This is a genomic window from Variovorax sp. V15 (assembly GCF_041154425.1).
GTDB lineage: Bacteria > Pseudomonadota > Gammaproteobacteria > Burkholderiales > Burkholderiaceae_C > Variovorax > Variovorax guangxiensis.
Window position 1 is genome coordinate 188,789 of sequence record NZ_AP028660.1, and the last position, 17,355, is coordinate 206,143.

The following is a 17,355-nucleotide window of genomic DNA, read 5'->3' on the forward strand; positions in this document are numbered from 1 at the left end:
ACCCATGCCTGGACGCGGATCTGCCACCTCGGGCCCACGTTCGATTCCACGAGGCGTCCTCTTTTTTACCCACCGGAGTATTCATGAGCGTTTTCAGTTCCACCGTTGCCTTGCGGCCCGTTCCGCGCCTCGTTCACGGCGTGGTTGCATTGGCATCACTGATGGCCTTGCCCTCGGCATGGGCCGACCTGCTGGGCGAGCAGACAGGGCCGAAGGAAACCCGGTTCGGCCTCGGTCTCGGTTTCATGGCCAACACCAAGCCGTATGCCAAGTTCGGCAACGACACCGGCGCGCTGCCGATCCTTGCGGTCGAGAACAACTGGCTCAGCATCGCCGGTCCGCGCGCCGACCTCAAGCTCTATGCCGTCAACGGACTGTCGCTGCGGTTGCGCGCGGCCTATGGTGTCTCGGACGGCTACAAGGCCACGGACGCCGTGGTCCTTCGGGGCATGGCGGAAAGAAAGTCTTCCGGTTGGCTGGGCGTGGCCGCGCTCTGGCGCACCGACGTCGCGACCTTCTCGGCCGAATGGCTGCGTGCCTCGAGCCAGAGTAAGGGCCAGACGCTCAAGCTGTCCGTCGAGCGCGACTTCCCGGTGACCAGCACCTTCAGCCTCACGCCCCGCGCTGGCGTGGTGCGGTACGACAAGAAGTATGTGGACTACTACTACGGCGTGCGCCGCGAAGAAGCGGCGTTCAACCGGCCGGCCTACGCCGGCAGCGCCGTCACACAGGCCGAGCTCGGCCTGCGCATGACCTACGACATCGTGCCGAAGGCGCAGAGCGTTTTCCTCGACGTGAGCGTCACCTCGCTCGGCAAGGGCATCAAGAACAGCCCGCTGGTCGACCGCTCCAGCACCAGCAGCGTCAAGCTCGGCTACCTCTACAGGTTCTGATCGACATGCCGTCGTCGTTCAAGCCATGCGCCGGCATCCTGGCGGCGGCGCTGCTGGCGGGTTGCGGATCCGGCGGCGGCATCACGCAGGCGTTCGCTCCTGTCACCGCGCCTGCGTCGGTCCCCGCACCGGCCGCTGCACCCGCACCTGCGGCACCGGTGATCGCCCCCGTAGTTCCCTTCGCGCCGGGTGTGTTCAAGGGCCCCGGCGCGACGGGCACCGCGTTCAAGGTGATGGCCGCGCGGCCGGCCGGCTGGCCGATCCGGCGAATCGCGATGCGGCCAATCGCGATGCGGCGATTGCGATGTTGCTGGTGTCCTGGCCCGACATGCCGCGTTCGATGACCGAGCGGCGGGCAGCGAGCAGGCCGGCATGGTGAATTTCACGCACGCTCCGGCGGGCCCCTGCAGGCCTGGCGGCGTGGCACCGGCCTCCAACGGGGGCAGCGCGCCGGCCGAAGTCACGAGCCACGCCGGCCCAGCCCGCCCAGCTACCTCGTGGTGCCGCAGTGCAGGCCCATTCCCGTGCGGTCGGGTCTGCGTTGCCAGGGGCTGCGATTGGCTGCAAAGTCCGGGCGCATCGCGCATTCGCACCGAGGAAAGTGTTTCATGAGAGTTCTTTTGCTGGAAGACAACCCGGCCCTGGCGGGCACCCTGTCCGACTACCTGGAGGTGCAGGGCTGCGAGGTCGACCTGGCCTTTCACGGCCAGGCCTTCCTCGACATCGCGCAGGCCGCGACCTTCGATGCCTACATCCTGGATGTCGCGGTGCCTGGCATCGACGGCCTGCAGGTGTGCGAGCGACTGCGCCGTGGCCACCGCGACGACACGCCCGTCATCTTCCTGACAGCGCGCGATACGCTGGAGGACAAGAAGGCCGGCTTTGCGCGCGGCGGGGACGACTACCTCGTCAAGCCCTTCGAGATGGAAGAGCTGCTGTGTCGCATCCAGGCGGTCACCGCGCGCGGGCGGCGGCCGCAGGTGTCGACGCAGACGATCGGCGACCTGGTGATCGACCACGGCGCCGGCACGGCCGCGCGCAACGGACGCCGCATCAAGCTGCACGAGCTCCAGCTGCGGGTGCTCAAGATCCTGGTGGCGCGCGCGCCCGACGTGGTGGACCGCAGCTTGCTGGAGAAGGAAATATGGGGTGAAGACGTGCCCGACAGCGATCCGCTGCGCACCCACATCTATCGCCTGCGCAGCGCGCTGTCTGCACCTGGCGAGAAGCCGTTGATCGAAACCGTGCATGGCAGGGGGTGGCGGTTTGTCCCGTAATCTGCATTTTCAACGCCGGCTCTCGCGCGTTTTCGTGAGTTTCGCCGCGGTCACGAGCCTGCTCTACGGATTGCTGGTTTACGTGGTCGCGCAAGCAACCGAAGAGTTTCTGTTGCGGCGCTACGTGGGTGCGGTCCTCGAGTGGGCGATGAAGGATCTGGCGCAACAGCCGGCGGCCGGCCTGCCGCGGGCGAGCAACCTGGAGCGCCTGCAGGTCCTCACCAGGGAGTCGCACGGCACGGCCCGCCCGACCTTGGCCGAGGATGTGGCCCGCCTCTACGTGCGCGCGTCGCCTAACCTGCCGGCCTGGGCGCGCGACCATGCGCCGGGCATCCACCGGCGCTTGGACGTCGACGCCGACGGCTCGATGGTCGGCGTCGCATCGCTGGACGGTGGCCAGGATGCGCTCTACGTCATCGTCGACGGCGACGGCCTGCTCGACATCGACCAGCTCGAACCGTACCTGCTCGTCGCGCTGCTGCTGATCGGCGGCGCGGTGACGGCGCTGGGCGGGTTCACCGGCAAGGTGCTGGCGCGCCAGCTGGCGCAGCCGCTGGTCACGCTGACAGAGGAAATCGATGCGCACGGTGAAGGGCCTGCCGTGTTCTCGGGCATCCAGCGCGCGGACGAGATCGGTGCGCTGAGCCGCGGCTTTACCGGCCTGGTCGACCGGCTCAGCGGCTTCCTGCAGCGCGAGCGGGAGTTCACGCGCTTCGCAAGCCATGAATTGCGCACGCCGGTGGCGGTGTTCAAGAACAACCTTTCGCTGCTGCGCGTGACCAGCGATCCGGCGGTGCGCGAGCGGGCCCTGTCGCGCATGGCGCAGAGCGCGGAAGAGATGGAGGCCCTGGTCGCGACCTTTCTCGCGCTCGGCCGCGAGGCGTCGGAAGGCACGCTCCAGAGCCGGCAGCTGCGGCTGCAGGCGGACGTCGAGCGTGCGCTGGCGTATCTCGCGCCGGTGATCCGGCAACGCCGGCTGACGGTGGCGCTCGACGGGGACGGCGAGGCGACCGTGTCGGCGCCGCCCGAGCTGCTCACCGTGCTGGTCGACAACCTGCTGCGCAATGCGGTGGCCTATGCGGCGACGCATATCCGGATATCGCTGCGGCACGGTGCGCTGGAGATCTTCAACGATGTCGATCGCGATGTGCCGTCGTCCACCGGCTACGGCTTGCAGATCGTTGCTCGCTTCTGCGAGCGGCAGCAATGGACGTACACGCGCGAACAGGGCGATGCAGCGCACACGATGCGCATCGCGTTCACGCACGGGGATTGAGTGCGAAAGGGTGTGACAGCAGTCACACCTGAACCTGGGGCCGATGGGGGCGTTGTTGCATAACCCTGCGAGATTGGTCTCCGATCGTGGTCAGGCTGGACAGATGAGCAAGCCACCGCGGGGAAGTTTTCCACAGGACAGCGAAAATCCGGGCAGCGCATTGAGCGCGATCTGCCTGCGCTTTGCGGCCTGTCGGCGTAGTGGCCGCAGCGTGAGCTCTCATGGCGAAGCCTGCCCCAACTAATCGAGCGCCTTTGAGCGGGCGTGAAGCGCCGCCGCAACCATTGCATGTCATCTTCCAGGAAGCTATATACGGCCGGAATCACGAGCAGGCTCAGGAAGGTCGAGGTCATCAACCCGCCGATGACGACGACGGCCATGGGAACGCGAAAGCTCTGATCACCCCCCAGTCCCAAGACCACCGGAATCATGCCGCCGCCCATGGCCGTCGTGGTCATGACGATGGGGCGCGAGCGCTTGCGGCAGGCATCGAGAATGGCCTCCGTGCGATCCATGCCGCGGTCACGTCGTGCAAGGATGATGTAGTCCACGAGCAGGATCGAGTTCTTCGTCGCGATCCCCGTCAACATGATCAGGCCGATCATGGAAGGCATTGACAGCGCGGAGCCGGTGACCCATAGCGCGAGCATCGCTCCTGGTACGGAAAGCACCAGAGCCGCCTGGACCGTTCCCGGTTGTACAAAGTCCTTGAGCAGCAGCGCCAAACCATGTAGATGCACAGCACGCCAGTCAGCATCGCCATTCCGAAGCCAGCCGCGAGCTCCTTCATCTCCTCGGCTTCGCCGAGTTCACTGCGCATGACGCCGGGCGGAAGCTGGGATTCAGATCCCGCCATCGGCCGACGAACCCGTACATGGACCGGGCCGCTTAAGCACCGACCTGGTCCGCATGCTGCGTCGCTTAACGAGTCAGGAGCCGCAATGGCGGATCGTCCCGACGAAGCAAAACTTATCCCCGGCGACATCGCGCCGACCACGTGCCGGAGATTCACATCAACAGCGCCGCTTGGCGGCGCTAGATCCTGTGGTGGTTCGCACCGATGCGATGAGTCCCTCTGACCAGCCGAACCCATGGGAGGTTGATCTGTTCGAATGCTCGGCAACTATCGTCAGATGGCCGCGCACGCACCGCGAAGCAGATCGGCTGCCGCTTGAGTCTCCGTCCTTTCCATATGGCCGTAGCCTATCAGGACCTCGGCGGTTTCGCCGCCGAAGTCGGTGACTGTTTGCAGCACGACCCCTCGCGCTTTCAGCTCCTTGGCTAGCTTCCGATCCAACTCCTTACGCCCGAGCGTCAATAAGAAATGCAGTCCGCCCTCAGTGCCGCGCACTTGCAGTTCAGGACATGATTGGCGAATGGCGGCAAGTAGACGATCACGTTGGGTGGCGTGGTGACGCCTGACGCGGCGCAGATGTCGTTGAAGCTCTCCAGAGGCCAGCATCCACTGCAGCGACGCCTGCACGGGCCAGCTCGCGTGCAAGCCTTGTGCGGCGATAGATGACGCCAGCGCATCTGCCACGCGCTGTGGGGCGGCGATGAATCCGATCCTCAATGCTGGGCTGATGGATTTGGCGAACGTGCTGACCAAAACGGTTTGACCAGCAAGGGTCGCGGCCAGCGGAGCGTGGTTCTGTCCTTCGTAGATGAATTCGTGGTCGTACTCGTTCTCGATGACAAGCGTTCCCGCCTTCGAAGCAAGAGCTGCAAGCTCCGCGCGGCGCAACCCTGAAAGGCGCCCGCCCAGCGGGTATTGATTCGCGGGCGTCAGATGAAAAACGCTGGGAGCGGTGTTCGCGAAAGCCTCCTTGACGATCGCGCCTTGCTCGTCGATAGGCACGCGCACGATGGTGCCGCCCGCTAACTCAAACGCGTCCAGCGCGCGCGAATAGCCGGGGCTTTCCACGGCGCAAAGGTCTCCCGGCCGCACGAGCGTCCGCGCAAGCAACTCCACCGCGCTTCCAGTGCCCTGAGTGATCACGATCTGCGTCGCTTCGTGTCGCGTACCGCGGTGCCTGCGCAGCCATGCAGCGATCGCTTCACGCAGTGTGAACAGACCTTGAGGATCCCCATACCCCGACGGCGGAAGATTCCGCCCGGCCTCGCGGCACGCTGAACGCCACACATCCAAGGGGAGCAGTTGAGTGCCGCTCTGACCCAATCGCCAGTCCTGCGACACCGCACCGGGCGTGGTGGACGTTGAGGGCAAGCGCCGCACGATGCGAGGAAGCGAGGTTGCTGGCTGCAGGACAGCCTTGGCTTGCCGCGCCACAAAGGTGCCGAGCCGTCCACGGCTTTCGAGCAATCCCTCCGCCGTGAGGTCGGCGTAAGCGTCCACCACCGTGTTGCGACCCAGTCCAAGCTGACTTGCGGCATCCCGCGTCGGAGGCAGCCTAGAGCCGGGAGGCAGGCGCCCATCGCGTATCGCTTGCGAAAGCGCCAAAGCCAATTGGGTATTCCGAGCTTGGGATGTGTTGGACATCTCCAGTGTCGGGAGCACGGAAGCCGCGATGTTCGGCATCAATTGGTTGCTCAATTTAGGAAGAAATTGGAGCTTAACAAGCAACCAATGAGCACGCAAACTTTCGAGCATGCAGATCGGACCGTCGCGGACCTGACTCGGAGCAACCAAGAAGAAGGCTACGCATGAGGCATTTGGAATCCATCCCCACGGAGTGTGGCAACGCCATGCTGCGCAACTTCTCGGAGCAGGCGAAATGAACCCCTTAGTAGACCTCCGCAGCGACACCGTTACGCAACCGACGCATGCCATGCGCGAGGCGATGATGGCCGCACCGCTGGGTGACGATGTGTTCGGCGAGGACCCCAGCGTGAACGCGCTGCAGGAAAAAATCGCCTCACTGCTCGGTTTCGAGGCGGCGCTTTTCGTGCCGACCGGCACGCAGAGCAACCTGTGCGCCGTGCTGGCGCATTGCCAGCGTGGCGACGAATTCATCGCAGGCCAGCTACAGCACTGCTATCGCTGGGAGGGCGGCAATGCGGCCGTGTTTGGCGGCGTGCAGCCCCAGCCAATTGCGCACCAGCCTGACAAGACGCTCGCGCTGGCCGACATCGCGGAGGCGGTCAAGCCGGACGACCAGCACTTCGCGCGCAGCAAGCTGCTGGCGCTCGAGAACACGATGATGGGAAAGGTGATCCCGCTGGACTACATCGCGGAAGCCACCGCCCTGGCGCGCAGCAAGGGACTTGCGACGCATCTCGACGGCGCGCGCTTGTTCAATGCGGCCGTGGAGCAGGCGCGCCGCACAGGCGGTGACGCCAAGGCGGAGGCCAGGAAGATTGCGCGGTACTTCGACACGGTTTCGGTGTGTTTCAGCAAGGGGCTGGGCGCGCCGGTAGGTTCGGCTCTCTGTGGTTCACGGGAACTGATCGCTCGTGCACGGCGCACCCGCAAGATGGCGGGCGGCGCGATGCGACAGGCGGGCTTCCTGGCGGCCGCGGTTTCGCATGCACTGGACCACCATATCGACAGGCTCTCGGAGGACCACGCGCTCGCGAGGCGGCTGGCCGAAGGCTTGCGTGGCATCGAGGGCCTGCAAGTCGAGGAGCCTGACACGAACATCCTATTCGTCGACCTTCACGGTCCGGCGCGCGACAAGTCGGACGAACTGCTGGAAGCGCTCAAGCGCGAAGGCGTGCTGGCATGGGGGCTGTATCGCTTGCGCTTCGTCACCCATCTCGGTGTCGATGCCCAAGGCATCGACCGCTGTATTGCGGCGGTGCGGAGGTTCTTCCATGCCTGACGCGCAGCATCTCGCCGGGATAAGACAAATCCGGGTAATCGCCGATGATTTCACCAGCGCAACGGATGCGCTGCCCGCGTTCGCGCAGCGGGGATGGCGCACTCGCGTGGTACTTGGAGAACGGCTTGCCGTTCCGGTGCTTCCAGAGGTCTGGAGCACTGACACCGACAGTCGTACGCTGGACGACGCCAGCGCGGGGGGGCGGGTCGCGGCCTGGGCGCGCCAGTGGCGTGACGCGGACATCCTGGTCAAACAGTTCGATTCCACGCTGAGGGGCCCCGTTGCCTGCGAAGTGATCGCCGCATGGCGGGCCAGTGGGCGCGGGAAGCTGCTGGTAGCGCCGGCTTTCCCTGCCGCCGGCCGTACCACGGTCAACGGCGAGGTGTGGGTCGACGGGGTTCCTGTCGCGGAGACTGACTTTTCCCGTGACCCTCAGTTACCGGTGCGAGTCAGCAGCGTGCCCGGCTTGTTCGCTGCCGCAGGTCAGCGACTGCACGTTGCCCGTGATGCGGCCGAGGCCATCAGCCTTCTGGACAGGGTCGATGCGGTGGTGGTGGACGCATCCACCGAAGCCGATCTGGAAGAGCTGATTGTTGCCACCAGCCAAAGAAGAGATCTTCTTTGGGCCGGCTCAACCGGACTGCTGCGCGCACTGGCCGTTGCATTGCCCGACCGGCAGCAGGTCGCGCCGGCCTGGAAGGGCGCGCAGTGCCCCGGCATCGTGGTTGGCAGCTTCAATCCCAGGTCACGCGCTCAGCTGCGTCACGCCGAAGCCTGCGGCGCCCTTGTCTGGGCCACCCCGGATGAGCGGGGTGCGTCAGCGGCGCTGACGGCCGATCTCGTTGACAGGGTCTGCGATGCGGTGCTCGCTGGTCGCTGCGACGGCCTTGCCGTCACGGGAGGCGAAACGGCCAAGCACATCGCTCGCCGTCTGCAAGCATTCGAGATCGTGGTGCTGCGTGAAGTGCAGCCGGGTATTCCTTTGTGCCTGATGCGGACACCCGAAGGGGAGTTTCCGTTGGTCACGAAGGCAGGAGGTTTTGGGGACGACGACGTCTTCAAGCGTTGCCTCAAATCTTTGGAAGGAGCAATCTGATGAAGCCCATCGTGGTCACTTTCGGCGACGCCGCGGGCATCGGCCCTGAGATCGTCGTCAAGACCTTCGCCGACACCGAGTTCATGGAACAGTATCCCGCCTTCGTCGTCGGAGACCTGGGCATCATGAAGAGCGCCGCGGCGCGCTGGGGTTCCTCGCTGGTGGTGGAGCCCATCTTCGCCCCTGAGGAATACGCACCCGCCGCCCGGCGAATGCAGGTGGTCAGTCTGAGTGGATTGCCCGCGGACCTGCAACACGGCGAAATCAGCGCGGCGGCCGGGGCAGCAGCTTTTGGCGCTATCCGCCAGTCCATCGAATGGGCCAACGACGGACGCGTGAGCGCCATCTGCACGGCGCCGATTCACAAGGAAGCGCTCGCTGCCGCAGGCGTACCTTACCCCGGCCATACCGAAATGCTGGCCGATCTCTCAGGTACCAGCGACTACGGAATGATGCTGGCCAACCCATACCTGCGCACCCTGCTGGTGACGGTGCACTGCTCGATCCTGGACGCGGTTCGCAAGCTCAGTGTCGAGCGCGAACTGCAGGTCATCCGTCTGGCCCATCGGAGCCTGCAGAGCATGGACATCGCCCAACCGCGCATTGCGGTGGCCGGCCTGAACCCCCATGCGGGCGAGGGCGGGCTGTTCGGCAGCGAAGACATGGAGTTGATCGCGCCGGCGGTGGCCCAGGCCCGGCAGGAAGGCATCAACGCGGTCGGTCCGCTTCCCGGCGACACGGTGTTCATGCAGGCCCGCAAAGGCCGCTTCGACATCGTGGTCGCCCAGTACCACGACCAGGGATTGATCCCCGTGAAGCTTCTGGGCGTGGAGGACGGCGTGAACGTCACGGTGGGCCTTCCCTTCGTGCGGACCAGCCCGGACCACGGCACCGCGTTCGACATCGCCGGTCAGGGCATCGCCGATCCATCCAGCCTCAAGACCGCGCTTGCCACCGCGCACCAACTCGCCCGCAGTTCCTCTGCGGCAACCATTTGAAGGAAATCACCATGTCCCACTTCGTCTTCATGCTCACCAAGGAGGACCGCACGGTCCCCGACGCCGCCAAGATTTACGCAGACCTGGCGCGCACTCCGCTTCGCTATGTCGGATTCAAGGACATCGGCCTGCCCGTGGCGGAACTGGTGTCCCTGGCCGCCGCCATGAAGCGGGACGGCAAGAAGGTGATGCTGGAAGTTGTGAGCACCAGCCGCGAAGCGGAAATGCGTTCCGTGGAGGCAGCCCGGGAGATCGGTGTGGACTACCTGCTTGGCGGCCGCAACGCGGAAGAAGCGGTTCGCATCCTTCAGGGCACCGACATCCAGTACTTCCCCTTCGCGGGCCGTACCGAAGGCCATCCCACGCGGCTGGTAGGAACGATCGACGAGATCGTGGAGGATGCCAAGCGCCTGGCTTCGCTGCCGGGCGTGCATGGGTTGGATCTGCTGGCCTACCGCTTTGCCGGCGATGTGGAGCAATTGACTGCGCGAGTCGTTCAATCGGTCAAGGTCCCGGTCCTGGCGGCGGGCAGCATCGACGGCAACGAACGCGTGCAGACCATGCGTCGCTGCGGCGTGTGGGGCTTCACCGTGGGCAGCGCCGTCTTCGACGGAGACTTCCTGCGCGAACCTGTTCCCCAGCAGATCGAGAACATCCTGAAGCTGGAAGGCGTCACGGCGTGACGCAGCATGCGCGGCAGCCCCGAGCTGCCGCGCATGCATTCACCAAGGCCAGACGATCCGGTGCCCCAGCGCCTGAGCGCACGCGCGCTCGTAGATGAGGCGCGCCACCGTCAGATCCTGTAGCGCCAGACCCGTCATGTCGAACACCGTGATGTCACTGGCCGCGCGCGAGAACGGCGTTTCGCCCAGCAGCAGGGAGCCAAGCTCCACGCAGGCGGTTTCACGCGCCCACTGCATCTCGCCCAGCTGCGATGCCTGCTCGCGGTCATCGACCACCAGCCGTGCGCGCTCCAGGACGCCCGGCGGCAGTTCGCGCTTGCCCGCAGTATCGGCGCCTACGCAGTTCAGGTGAGTTCCTGGGCGTACCGCGCTGGCGTCGAAAAGTGGCCCTCCGCCCGGCGTCGCGGTGATGACGACATCGCTCTCGGTCACGGCACGGTCGGCATCTTGGGCGCAGTGCATGTCGCACTGGTCCGCAAACAGGGCCTCGAAGGCGGGGTCGGCCTTCCGGTCGACGGACACATACCAAACAGTGGCAATGCGGGGCAGTACACGCAAGGCGAAGCGCAATTGCGAGCGCGCCTGCACCCCCGTGCCGAAAACCGTGAGGCGCGTGCTGTCCTGGCGGGCGAGTTGTTCCAGCCCCAGTCCGCCCGCTGCGCCGGTACGTACCGTGGTGATGGCATTGCCGTCGATCACGCACCGAGGCCGGCCCGTGGCCGGATCGAACAGCAGAATGGTCGCCTGGTGCGGCTCGCCGCCCAGCTCGCGGTTGTGCGGCCAGAAACCAGCAGCTTTGAAGCCGAGCAAGCCCTGCGAGGGCACGTCGCCGGATTTGATACCAAACACGCCGCCGGTGGAGAGCTTCTCGCGCACCAGCGGAAAGACGCGCCCTTCATGCCGCCCGTGCAGCACGAAGGCCTCACGCACCGCCTGTGTGACCTCGGCGGGCGTGAGCAGCTGTTCAACTGCGCCCTTGTCCAGCAGGAGGAGGGTCGCTTCGGAAGGATGGGAATTCATCCTCGCCCGCCGCCGCTATTGCCAGCCACCAAACCGCGGCCACTGTGCTTCCACCTTGCTGGAACTGCCCCGTACCACGTGATAGTGCCCATGCTGCGCGGCTGTGGCGCAGGCGTGATTCGGCAGGACACGAACGCGGTCGCCGATGGCAAGGTCGGGCAGCACGCCGCCCGATCCGGGCCGCACCGTGATGATCCCGTGTTCCTGGTTGGCATCGGCCACGATCAAGTCGGCATGCGGCTGGCCGGCGATGTCGCAGACGATGCCGTAGCCCTGGTCGATTTCCTGCTTGCGCGTGCCCCGGTCCTGCGACATGGCCATCCAACCGGCGTCCGTGAGAATCCAGCCCTTTTCGCGCTGGTGGCCGATGACGGTCGCCAGTACCGAGAGGGCGATATCGTCGACGCCGCAGACACCCACGCCCGCCATAACCAGGTCGAAGAACACAAACACGCCAGCCCGCACCTCGGTGACGCCGGCGAGATCCGCCGCGTTGTGCGCGGTCGGTGTCGAGCCCACGCTGCGCACGGGGCAGGCTAGGCCCGCTTCGTGGAGGATCGCAGCTGCATCGACCACGCTGCGCCGCTCGTCTTCCGCGCATTGCCGCAGGGCCGCGCCTCGCGCGGCATAGCTGCCGCCCGCATGGGTCAGCACGCCGCGCAGTTCCGCGCCATCCGCCAGGGCGCGTCCGATGTCGATCAGGCGCTGCCTATCGTCGGGACGCACACCCGAGCGATGGCCATCGCAGTCGATCTCGATGAGGGCGGGTATGCGTGCTCCCGTCTCGCGCGAGGCCCGCGCCACCGCTTGCGCCTGCTCCACCGTGTCGAGCACGACAGCCACGTCGGCACCCTTGGCGCGCAGCGCCAGCACCTGTGGGAGCTTCGTGGGCACGATGCTCACTGCGTAGATGATGTCCCGCACGCCGGCGGCCACGAATTGCTCCACTTCCTTGAGGGTCGACACGGTGGCCGGGCCCGCTGGCGATCTCATCACGCGCCGCGCGACCTCCACCGACTTGGCGGTCTTCAGGTGCGGGCGCAGCGCCACGCCCAGTCCATCCAGCCGCTGGCGCAAGCGGGCAATGTTGCGCTCCATGCGGTCCGCGTCGAGCACCAGGCAGGGCGTCGGCAAATCGTTCAACGTGGCTACTGCCATATCAGTGCGGGTGTATTCCATTTCAGCTTGCTGCGTTCACAGGTTGCCTTGGCACAGGTACTTGGTGTGCATGTAGTCTTCCAGGCCCCAATGGGAGCCTTCGCGTCCGTAACCCGATTCCTTGACACCTCCGAAAGGAGCGCTCGGCGCCGAGATCGCGCCTTCGTTGATGCCGACGATGCCGGTCTCCAGTGCCGACGCCACGCGCCAGATGCGGCGCACGTCATTGGAATAGAAGTAGCCCGCCAAGCCGAACGGCGTATCGTTGGCCAGCGCAATCACTTCGGCCTCGCTCCCGAAGCGGAACACAGGCACCACAGGGCCGAACGTCTCTTCGCACGACAGTTCCATGTCTCGCGTGGCATCGATCAGCACGGTCGGCGCGTAGTAATTCGGTCCCTGCGCGATCTCGCTGCGCACGCGATGGCCGCCGACCACCGCCTTGGCGCCTTTGGCCACGGCATCTTTTACATGCCGCTCGATCTTCTCGACCGCGCGGCCATTGATCATCGGGCCGATCTGTGCCTCGGGCGAGGTGGCGGGGCCCACCTTGAGCGCGCCGACGCGGGCGGCAAGCTTGTCCACGAAGCGATCGTGCACCGCGTCGTGCACGTAGACGCGGTTGGGGCTCACGCAGGTCTGCCCGCCGTTGCGGAATTTCGCGGCCATCACGCCTTCGACAGCGGCAGCCACGTCGGCGTCCTCAAAGACGATGAAGGGCGCATTCCCGCCTAGCTCCAGCGAGAGCTTCTTGAGCGTGCCCGCCGATTCGCGCGCCAGCAGCTTGCCCACCTGCGTGCTACCGGTGAAACTGATCTTTCGTACGCGGCCGTCGGCCAGCCATACGCCCACCACTTCTGGGGTGCGCTCGCGCGAAGCGGTCACGATGTTGAGCACGCCCGGCGGAACACCGGCCTGTTCGGCCAGCTCGACCAGCAGCAGCGATGTGAGCGGCGTGTCCTCGGCAGGCTTGGCTACGACGGTGCAGCCGGCGGCCAACGCGGGCGCGATCTTGCGGGCGATCATGGCGGCCGGGAAGTTCCAGGGCGTCACCACGGCCACCACGCCGACTGCTTCCTTCAGGACGAAGAAGCGCTTGCTCGCCACCGGGGCCGGGATCATCTCACCATTGGCGCGCACGGCTTCCTCGGCGTACCACTCGACGTAACCTGCGCTGTAGGCGACTTCACCACGGCCTTCCGCCAGCGGCTTGCCCTGCTCGCGCGAGATCAAGGCTGCAATGGCTTCTGTGTTCTGCACGATGAGTGCGTGCCAGCGCTTCAGCACTTGGGCACGCTCCTGCGCAGCCTTCGACTTCCAGCTCGCGAGTGCAGCCACAGCGGCATCGACCGCGCGCGAGGCGTCCTCCACGCCGCTGTCGGGCACCTGCGCGACGAGGCTCTCGTCGGCCGGGTTGCGCACGTCGAACACGCGGCCGTTCGTGGCAGGCTGCCATTGGCCATGGATGTGGTTCAGTGTTTTCATGTCAGGTCAGTGGTTGTGCGTCACCTAGAAGTCGGCGACCTTGCCCCAGGACGAGTCGCTAAACCGGCTGGGGTGATAGGGACGGGGATCAACGATCGGCGCGGCGCCCGTGGCCAGGTCCGCGATCAGGTGGCCCGCCCCTGGGCCGATGCCGAAGCCGTGCCCGGAAAAACCCGCAGCCAGGATGAACCCCGGCACGGACGCTACCTCGCCGATGGCCGGAACGCCGTCCGGCGTGCAGTCGACGAAGCCTGCCCACGTGTGCGTGACCTGGGCCGGCCGAAGTTGCGGCAGCAGTTCGACCGCGCGGCGATGCGTCTTCCTGACGGTGGGCAGATCGGGTTTGGGGTCGAGGATGCGCACCCGCTCCATGGGGGTGGGTGCGTCCAGACGCCACCGCTTGAGCGTCTCGTGCCCGCCGCGGATGCCTTCCAGGCCGCCGGGGATCATGCTGCGCCAGCGCTTGGCGAACATCGGGACGAAATGGGTGGCGAACCGCATGAACTGCGGCGTCACGTCCACCCGCGCGCGGCCGCTGATGGCCAGCGCATAGCGTCCGTCGTTGCGGCGCGTCACCGACACGTCTTTGGTGAAGAGGGCATCGGGCAAGGCGCCGTCCACTGGCGACACGCTGAGAATGGTTTGTCGGACCGAAGCCTGCGGAAAACGGATGCCGAGTTGGCGGCAGAACGACGAAGCCCAGGCCCCGCCGGCCATCACTACCGTTCGGGTTCGGATCACTCCGGCTTCGGTCACCACGGCGCTGACGCGGCCGCCCTCCAGCTCGATGCCGCGCGCGGCGCACTGCTGGAGCACCTTGCCGCCCAGTTTCATGAACGCCCGGGCCACGGCGGGGGCCGCCTTGGCCGGATCGGCCGTGCCATCGCTGGGAGAGAAGACGCCGCCTTTCCACTCGCGTCCCGTCGCTTGTCCGCGCTGGGCGGCCTGCCGGCCATTGAGCATGATGGAGTTGACGCCCGCACCCTTCGCGAAATCACGCCAGCTCGCCCAATGCGCAAGTTCCGCGTCGTCGTTGCTGAGGTAGAGCAGGCCGCAGCGGCGAAAGCCGGTGTCCTCGCCGGTCTCGGCGGCGAATCGGTCCCAGAGGTCGAGGCTCTTGCTGGCCATCGGCAGTTCGCGTGCGTCGCGGTTCTGCTGGCGGCACCAGCCCCAGTTGCGGCTGGATTGCTCAGCGCCGACACGGCCTTTCTCGACCAGGGTCACCGAAAAGCCGCGCTGTGCCAGGTAGTAGGCCGCGAAAACGCCGACGATGCCGCCGCCGATGACGACGGCGTCCGCCGAGAGTGGCGGCGTTTGTGGCGTCTCGATGTATTGCAGGGGAGGGGACATGATCAAGCCGGCACGATGGTCAGGCCTGAGGGGTCTGGGTGGCGTAGAACTTCGCCACGCGCTCGTGGCTTTCCCAGCCGATGGATGCGCCCAGGGGGACGAAGAACGTGTCGCCAGTGGCGAGGGACAGCACGCTGCCATCCGGCGCTGCGAATCGCACGCTGCCGGCCACCAGGTGCATGAACTCGTTGGAGCCGTGCGGTCGCACGATGCGGTGGTAGGGCGTGGAATCCCAGGTGCCCGACGTGAATCGGGCAGCATCTTCGGTGAAGACGTTGTCGCTGCGGCATTCCGGCGCCGAGCCGAACAGTACCTCCGGTGGCAGCGATCGCGACGGTTTGAAATCGGCGTCGGCGCGTAGCCGCGCGATGCCGCTGCGCGTCGGTTTGTCGCAGGCTGCCGCGCAGAAGGACATCTGCACCCGCGAGCTGGCTTGGATGTGCAGCGAGGTGCCGCATCCGATGACTGCGCCCGTGTGGGGCCCGAGCACCAGCGGCGCAGCACCTGCTGCCGTGAGCGTCAGTTCGCCCTCGACGACAACTAGCGTCTCGACGTGGGGAAAGCTGACGACCTCGAGTTCGCCGATGAAGCTGGTGCGACCGACGGCCATGGCGTCGGGTCCTTCCCAGGCGATCTCGCGATGGCGCGTGAAGGGATCATCCTTGCCGAAGGCGGCCCGTCGGAACGACGTGGAAACGGGTGCGCCGTTGGCGCGATGCAGCACGAGGGCTACGGTCATTGATTGCTCCTGCGCGTTGTGCGCTGTTTTTAGTGAAAGCCGAGAATGGCCTTGGTTTCGAGGTACTCCTCCAGGCCTTCGATGCCGTACTCGCGTCCGTTGCCGGAGTGCTTGTAGCCACCGAAAGGCGCATGGGGGCTCCAGGCCGGATGGTTGATGTGCACTTGGCCGGAACGAATGCGCTGGGCCACGGCGCGTGCCGCCACGATGTCCTTGCCCTGCACGTGAGCGCCGAGGCCGTAGACGGTGCAGTTCGCGATCTCCACGGCCTCGTCGACGCTGTCGTAAGGGAGCACGACAAGCACTGGCCCGAATATTTCTTCCTGCGCGATCTGCATCTGGGCACCGACCGAGGAGAACACTGTGGGCCGGCAGTAAAAGCCGCGGCGCAGATCGTCCGGGCGGCCGGCCCCTCCGCAAACGAGCCGCGCGCCTTCGGCGATGCCTGTCGCGATCATTTCCTGCACCCGGTTGAATTGGGCGCGATTGGCCACCGGGCCATGCGTGGTCTGCGCGGAGCGTGGATCGCCCACCACGAAACTCGCCGCCGTTTCCGCCGCGAGCCGTTCGACTTCCTGGAGCCGCTCGCGGGGGACGATCATGCGTGTGGGAGCGCTGCACGACTGGCCGACGTTGCGCATGCCGGCTGCAACGCCAAGGGGAACGGCCCGCGCCAAGTCCGCATCCGGCAAGAACACGTTAGGCGATTTGCCTCCGAGCTCCTGTGCAACGCGTTTGACGGTCGGCGCCGCCGCCTGAGCAACCAGCACCCCCGCGCGGGTCGAGCCTGTGATGGAGATCATGTCCACGTCCGGATGCGCCGACAACGCTGCGCCGACTTCGGGCCCCGTGCCGTTGACCAGGTTGAACACCCCAGGAGGTACGCCTGCGTCGTGCATCAACTCGGCGAAGAGCAGGGCGCTCAGCGGCGACAGCTCGCTGGGCTTGAGCACGACCGTGCATCCCGCGGCCAGCGCGGGGCCCACCTTCGCGGTGATCTGATAGAGCGGCCAGTTCCAGGGCGTGATCAGGCCGCACACGCCGATGGCCTCGCGCTGGATGGCCAAGTCACCGCGCTGCGAGAGGAAGGGGTAGCTCGTCGCGTTGTCCCGGGCGACGCGAATGTGCTCTGCCGCGACGGGGACCTGCGTGCTGCGTGCGAAGGCGATGGCGGCACCCATCTCCAGCGAGATCGCTTGCGCGAATGTCTCGGCGCGCTCCAGGATGAGGCTGTGAATGCGGTCCAACAACGCAGCCCGTTCGTGGACCGGACGGACCGACCACGTGGGGAAAGCGCGCCGCGCGGCCGCGACCGCATCGGCCACGTCCCGTGCGTCGCCCAGCACCATGTCCGTCAGGGGTTCTTCCGTGGATGGGTCGATCACGATGGAACGCGCCTGCCCATGGGGCCTGACCCACTCGCCTCCGATGAAAACCCGGTCCAACCGGCCGTCGAGGCGTTCGACGATTAAAGAGTCCGTTCGTGTCATGACGGCGCAGTATCGAAACGGCAGTTCATGCAGTCAAATTCCAATATTGCCCGTGTTCATGCTAGTTTGATATGAATGATCTGAGTCCTCCAACCGCATACTTCAGGC

At 66.1% G+C, this 17,355-nt stretch carries 15 protein-coding genes and 1 pseudogene; 8 read left to right on the forward strand and 8 right to left on the reverse strand.

The features are described 5' to 3' along the window. The first annotated feature begins 83 nt into the window (after positions 1 to 83). The 4 genes from ACAM57_RS33230 to ACAM57_RS33245 all read left to right on the forward strand — a co-directional run bounded on the left by ACAM57_RS33230 (position 84) and on the right by ACAM57_RS33245 (position 3,446). Positions 84 to 893 carry a MipA/OmpV family protein gene (locus tag ACAM57_RS33230; RefSeq protein WP_369662848.1) on the forward strand — a complete coding sequence of 270 codons (810 nt, stop codon included), beginning with the start codon at positions 84 to 86 and terminating at the stop codon, positions 891 to 893. A gap of 5 nt (positions 894 to 898) precedes the next feature. Beyond that, the gene (locus tag ACAM57_RS33235; protein ID WP_369662849.1) at positions 899 to 1,237 is read left to right on the forward strand and encodes a hypothetical protein; all 339 of its coding nucleotides are present in this window, start codon (positions 899 to 901) and stop codon (positions 1,235 to 1,237) included. Positions 1,238 to 1,501: 264 nt separating this feature from the next. Continuing rightward, positions 1,502 to 2,170 carry a response regulator transcription factor gene (locus ACAM57_RS33240; protein WP_369662850.1) on the forward strand — a complete coding sequence of 223 codons (669 nt, stop codon included), beginning with the start codon at positions 1,502 to 1,504 and terminating at the stop codon, positions 2,168 to 2,170. Further along, a complete protein-coding gene (locus tag ACAM57_RS33245; protein WP_369662851.1) occupies positions 2,160 to 3,446 on the forward strand; it encodes a sensor histidine kinase in 1,287 nt (428 codons plus the stop codon). Before ACAM57_RS33240 ends, ACAM57_RS33245 begins: the two co-directional genes overlap by 11 nt. Before the next feature lie 272 nt (positions 3,447 to 3,718). Here the strand turns inward: ACAM57_RS33245 and ACAM57_RS33250 are convergent. Together ACAM57_RS33250 and ACAM57_RS33255 are read right to left on the reverse strand one after the other, a co-directional pair. Continuing rightward, positions 3,719 to 4,284 (reverse strand): annotated as a pseudogene (locus ACAM57_RS33250) (efflux RND transporter permease subunit); the annotation flags it as partial. A 291-nt stretch (positions 4,285 to 4,575) separates the two neighbouring features. Next, positions 4,576 to 6,057, reverse strand: a complete 1,482-nt coding sequence (locus ACAM57_RS33255) for a PLP-dependent aminotransferase family protein (protein WP_369662852.1) — start codon at positions 6,055 to 6,057, stop codon at positions 4,576 to 4,578. 124 nt (positions 6,058 to 6,181) lie between these two features. Here ACAM57_RS33255 and ltaE point away from each other — a divergent pair, with 124 nt between their 5' ends. From ltaE to ACAM57_RS33275, 4 genes are read left to right on the forward strand one after another with little or no spacing between them, the layout of a single operon-like run. Beyond that, a complete protein-coding gene (ltaE, locus tag ACAM57_RS33260) occupies positions 6,182 to 7,228 on the forward strand; it encodes a low-specificity L-threonine aldolase (RefSeq protein ID WP_369662853.1) in 1,047 nt (348 codons plus the stop codon). Next, entirely contained in the window at positions 7,221 to 8,324 is a 1,104-nt protein-coding gene (locus ACAM57_RS33265) for a four-carbon acid sugar kinase family protein (RefSeq protein WP_369662854.1), read from the forward strand. The genes ltaE and ACAM57_RS33265 overlap by 8 nt, the downstream gene beginning before the upstream one ends. Then, a complete protein-coding gene (pdxA, locus tag ACAM57_RS33270) occupies positions 8,324 to 9,322 on the forward strand; it encodes a 4-hydroxythreonine-4-phosphate dehydrogenase PdxA (RefSeq protein ID WP_369662855.1) in 999 nt (332 codons plus the stop codon). Before ACAM57_RS33265 ends, pdxA begins: the two co-directional genes overlap by 1 nt. 11 nt (positions 9,323 to 9,333) lie before the next feature. Then, positions 9,334 to 10,005, forward strand: a complete 672-nt coding sequence (locus ACAM57_RS33275) for a 4-hydroxythreonine-4-phosphate dehydrogenase (RefSeq protein ID WP_369662856.1) — start codon at positions 9,334 to 9,336, stop codon at positions 10,003 to 10,005. A 39-nt stretch (positions 10,006 to 10,044) separates the two neighbouring features. On the opposite strand, the gene ACAM57_RS33280 is transcribed toward ACAM57_RS33275, so the two are convergent. Genes ACAM57_RS33280 through ACAM57_RS33305 form a run of 6 tightly spaced genes read right to left on the reverse strand, consistent with a single transcriptional unit; the run spans position 10,045 to position 17,247 of the window. Continuing rightward, positions 10,045 to 11,025, reverse strand: a complete 981-nt coding sequence (locus ACAM57_RS33280) for an ornithine cyclodeaminase family protein (protein WP_369662857.1) — start codon at positions 11,023 to 11,025, stop codon at positions 10,045 to 10,047. Positions 11,026 to 11,040: 15 nt separating this feature from the next. Beyond that, positions 11,041 to 12,204 carry a DSD1 family PLP-dependent enzyme gene (locus ACAM57_RS33285; RefSeq protein WP_369662858.1) on the reverse strand — a complete coding sequence of 388 codons (1,164 nt, stop codon included), beginning with the start codon at positions 12,202 to 12,204 and terminating at the stop codon, positions 11,041 to 11,043. 15 nt (positions 12,205 to 12,219) lie between these two features. Beyond that, on the reverse strand, positions 12,220 to 13,668 hold the full coding sequence (locus ACAM57_RS33290) for an NAD-dependent succinate-semialdehyde dehydrogenase (RefSeq protein WP_369662859.1): 1,449 nt from the start codon (positions 13,666 to 13,668) through the stop codon (positions 12,220 to 12,222). A 24-nt stretch (positions 13,669 to 13,692) separates the two neighbouring features. After that, complete coding sequence (locus tag ACAM57_RS33295) at positions 13,693 to 15,018, reverse strand: NAD(P)/FAD-dependent oxidoreductase (RefSeq protein ID WP_369662860.1); 1,326 nt, start codon at positions 15,016 to 15,018, stop codon at positions 13,693 to 13,695. 19 nt (positions 15,019 to 15,037) lie between these two features. Then, a complete protein-coding gene (locus tag ACAM57_RS33300; protein WP_369662861.1) occupies positions 15,038 to 15,757 on the reverse strand; it encodes a cupin domain-containing protein in 720 nt (239 codons plus the stop codon). A gap of 29 nt (positions 15,758 to 15,786) precedes the next feature. Next, positions 15,787 to 17,247, reverse strand: a complete 1,461-nt coding sequence (locus ACAM57_RS33305) for an aldehyde dehydrogenase family protein (RefSeq protein ID WP_369662862.1) — start codon at positions 17,245 to 17,247, stop codon at positions 15,787 to 15,789. Positions 17,248 to 17,355: the final 108 nt, after the last annotated feature.

Bases quoted from the DNA above. Each gene is read 5' to 3' on its own strand.
- ACAM57_RS33230 (WP_369662848.1), top strand. From the start codon at position 84: ATGAGCGTTTTCAGTTCCACCGTTGCCTTGCGGCCCGTTCCGCGCCTC.
- ACAM57_RS33235 (WP_369662849.1), top strand. From the start codon at position 899: ATGCCGTCGTCGTTCAAGCCATGCGCCGGCATCCTGGCGGCGGCGCTG.
- ACAM57_RS33240 (WP_369662850.1), top strand. From the start codon at position 1,502: ATGAGAGTTCTTTTGCTGGAAGACAACCCGGCCCTGGCGGGCACCCTG.
- ACAM57_RS33255 (WP_369662852.1), bottom strand. From the start codon at position 6,057: ATGCTCGAAAGTTTGCGTGCTCATTGGTTGCTTGTTAAGCTCCAATTT.
- ltaE (WP_369662853.1), top strand. From the start codon at position 6,182: ATGAACCCCTTAGTAGACCTCCGCAGCGACACCGTTACGCAACCGACG.
- ACAM57_RS33265 (WP_369662854.1), top strand. From the start codon at position 7,221: ATGCCTGACGCGCAGCATCTCGCCGGGATAAGACAAATCCGGGTAATC.
- pdxA (WP_369662855.1), top strand. From the start codon at position 8,324: ATGAAGCCCATCGTGGTCACTTTCGGCGACGCCGCGGGCATCGGCCCT.
- ACAM57_RS33275 (WP_369662856.1), top strand. From the start codon at position 9,334: ATGTCCCACTTCGTCTTCATGCTCACCAAGGAGGACCGCACGGTCCCC.
- ACAM57_RS33280 (WP_369662857.1), bottom strand. From the start codon at position 11,025: ATGAATTCCCATCCTTCCGAAGCGACCCTCCTCCTGCTGGACAAGGGC.
- ACAM57_RS33285 (WP_369662858.1), bottom strand. From the start codon at position 12,204: ATGGAATACACCCGCACTGATATGGCAGTAGCCACGTTGAACGATTTG.
- ACAM57_RS33290 (WP_369662859.1), bottom strand. From the start codon at position 13,668: ATGAAAACACTGAACCACATCCATGGCCAATGGCAGCCTGCCACGAAC.
- ACAM57_RS33295 (WP_369662860.1), bottom strand. From the start codon at position 15,018: ATGTCCCCTCCCCTGCAATACATCGAGACGCCACAAACGCCGCCACTC.
- ACAM57_RS33300 (WP_369662861.1), bottom strand. From the start codon at position 15,757: ATGACCGTAGCCCTCGTGCTGCATCGCGCCAACGGCGCACCCGTTTCC.
- ACAM57_RS33305 (WP_369662862.1), bottom strand. From the start codon at position 17,247: ATGACACGAACGGACTCTTTAATCGTCGAACGCCTCGACGGCCGGTTG.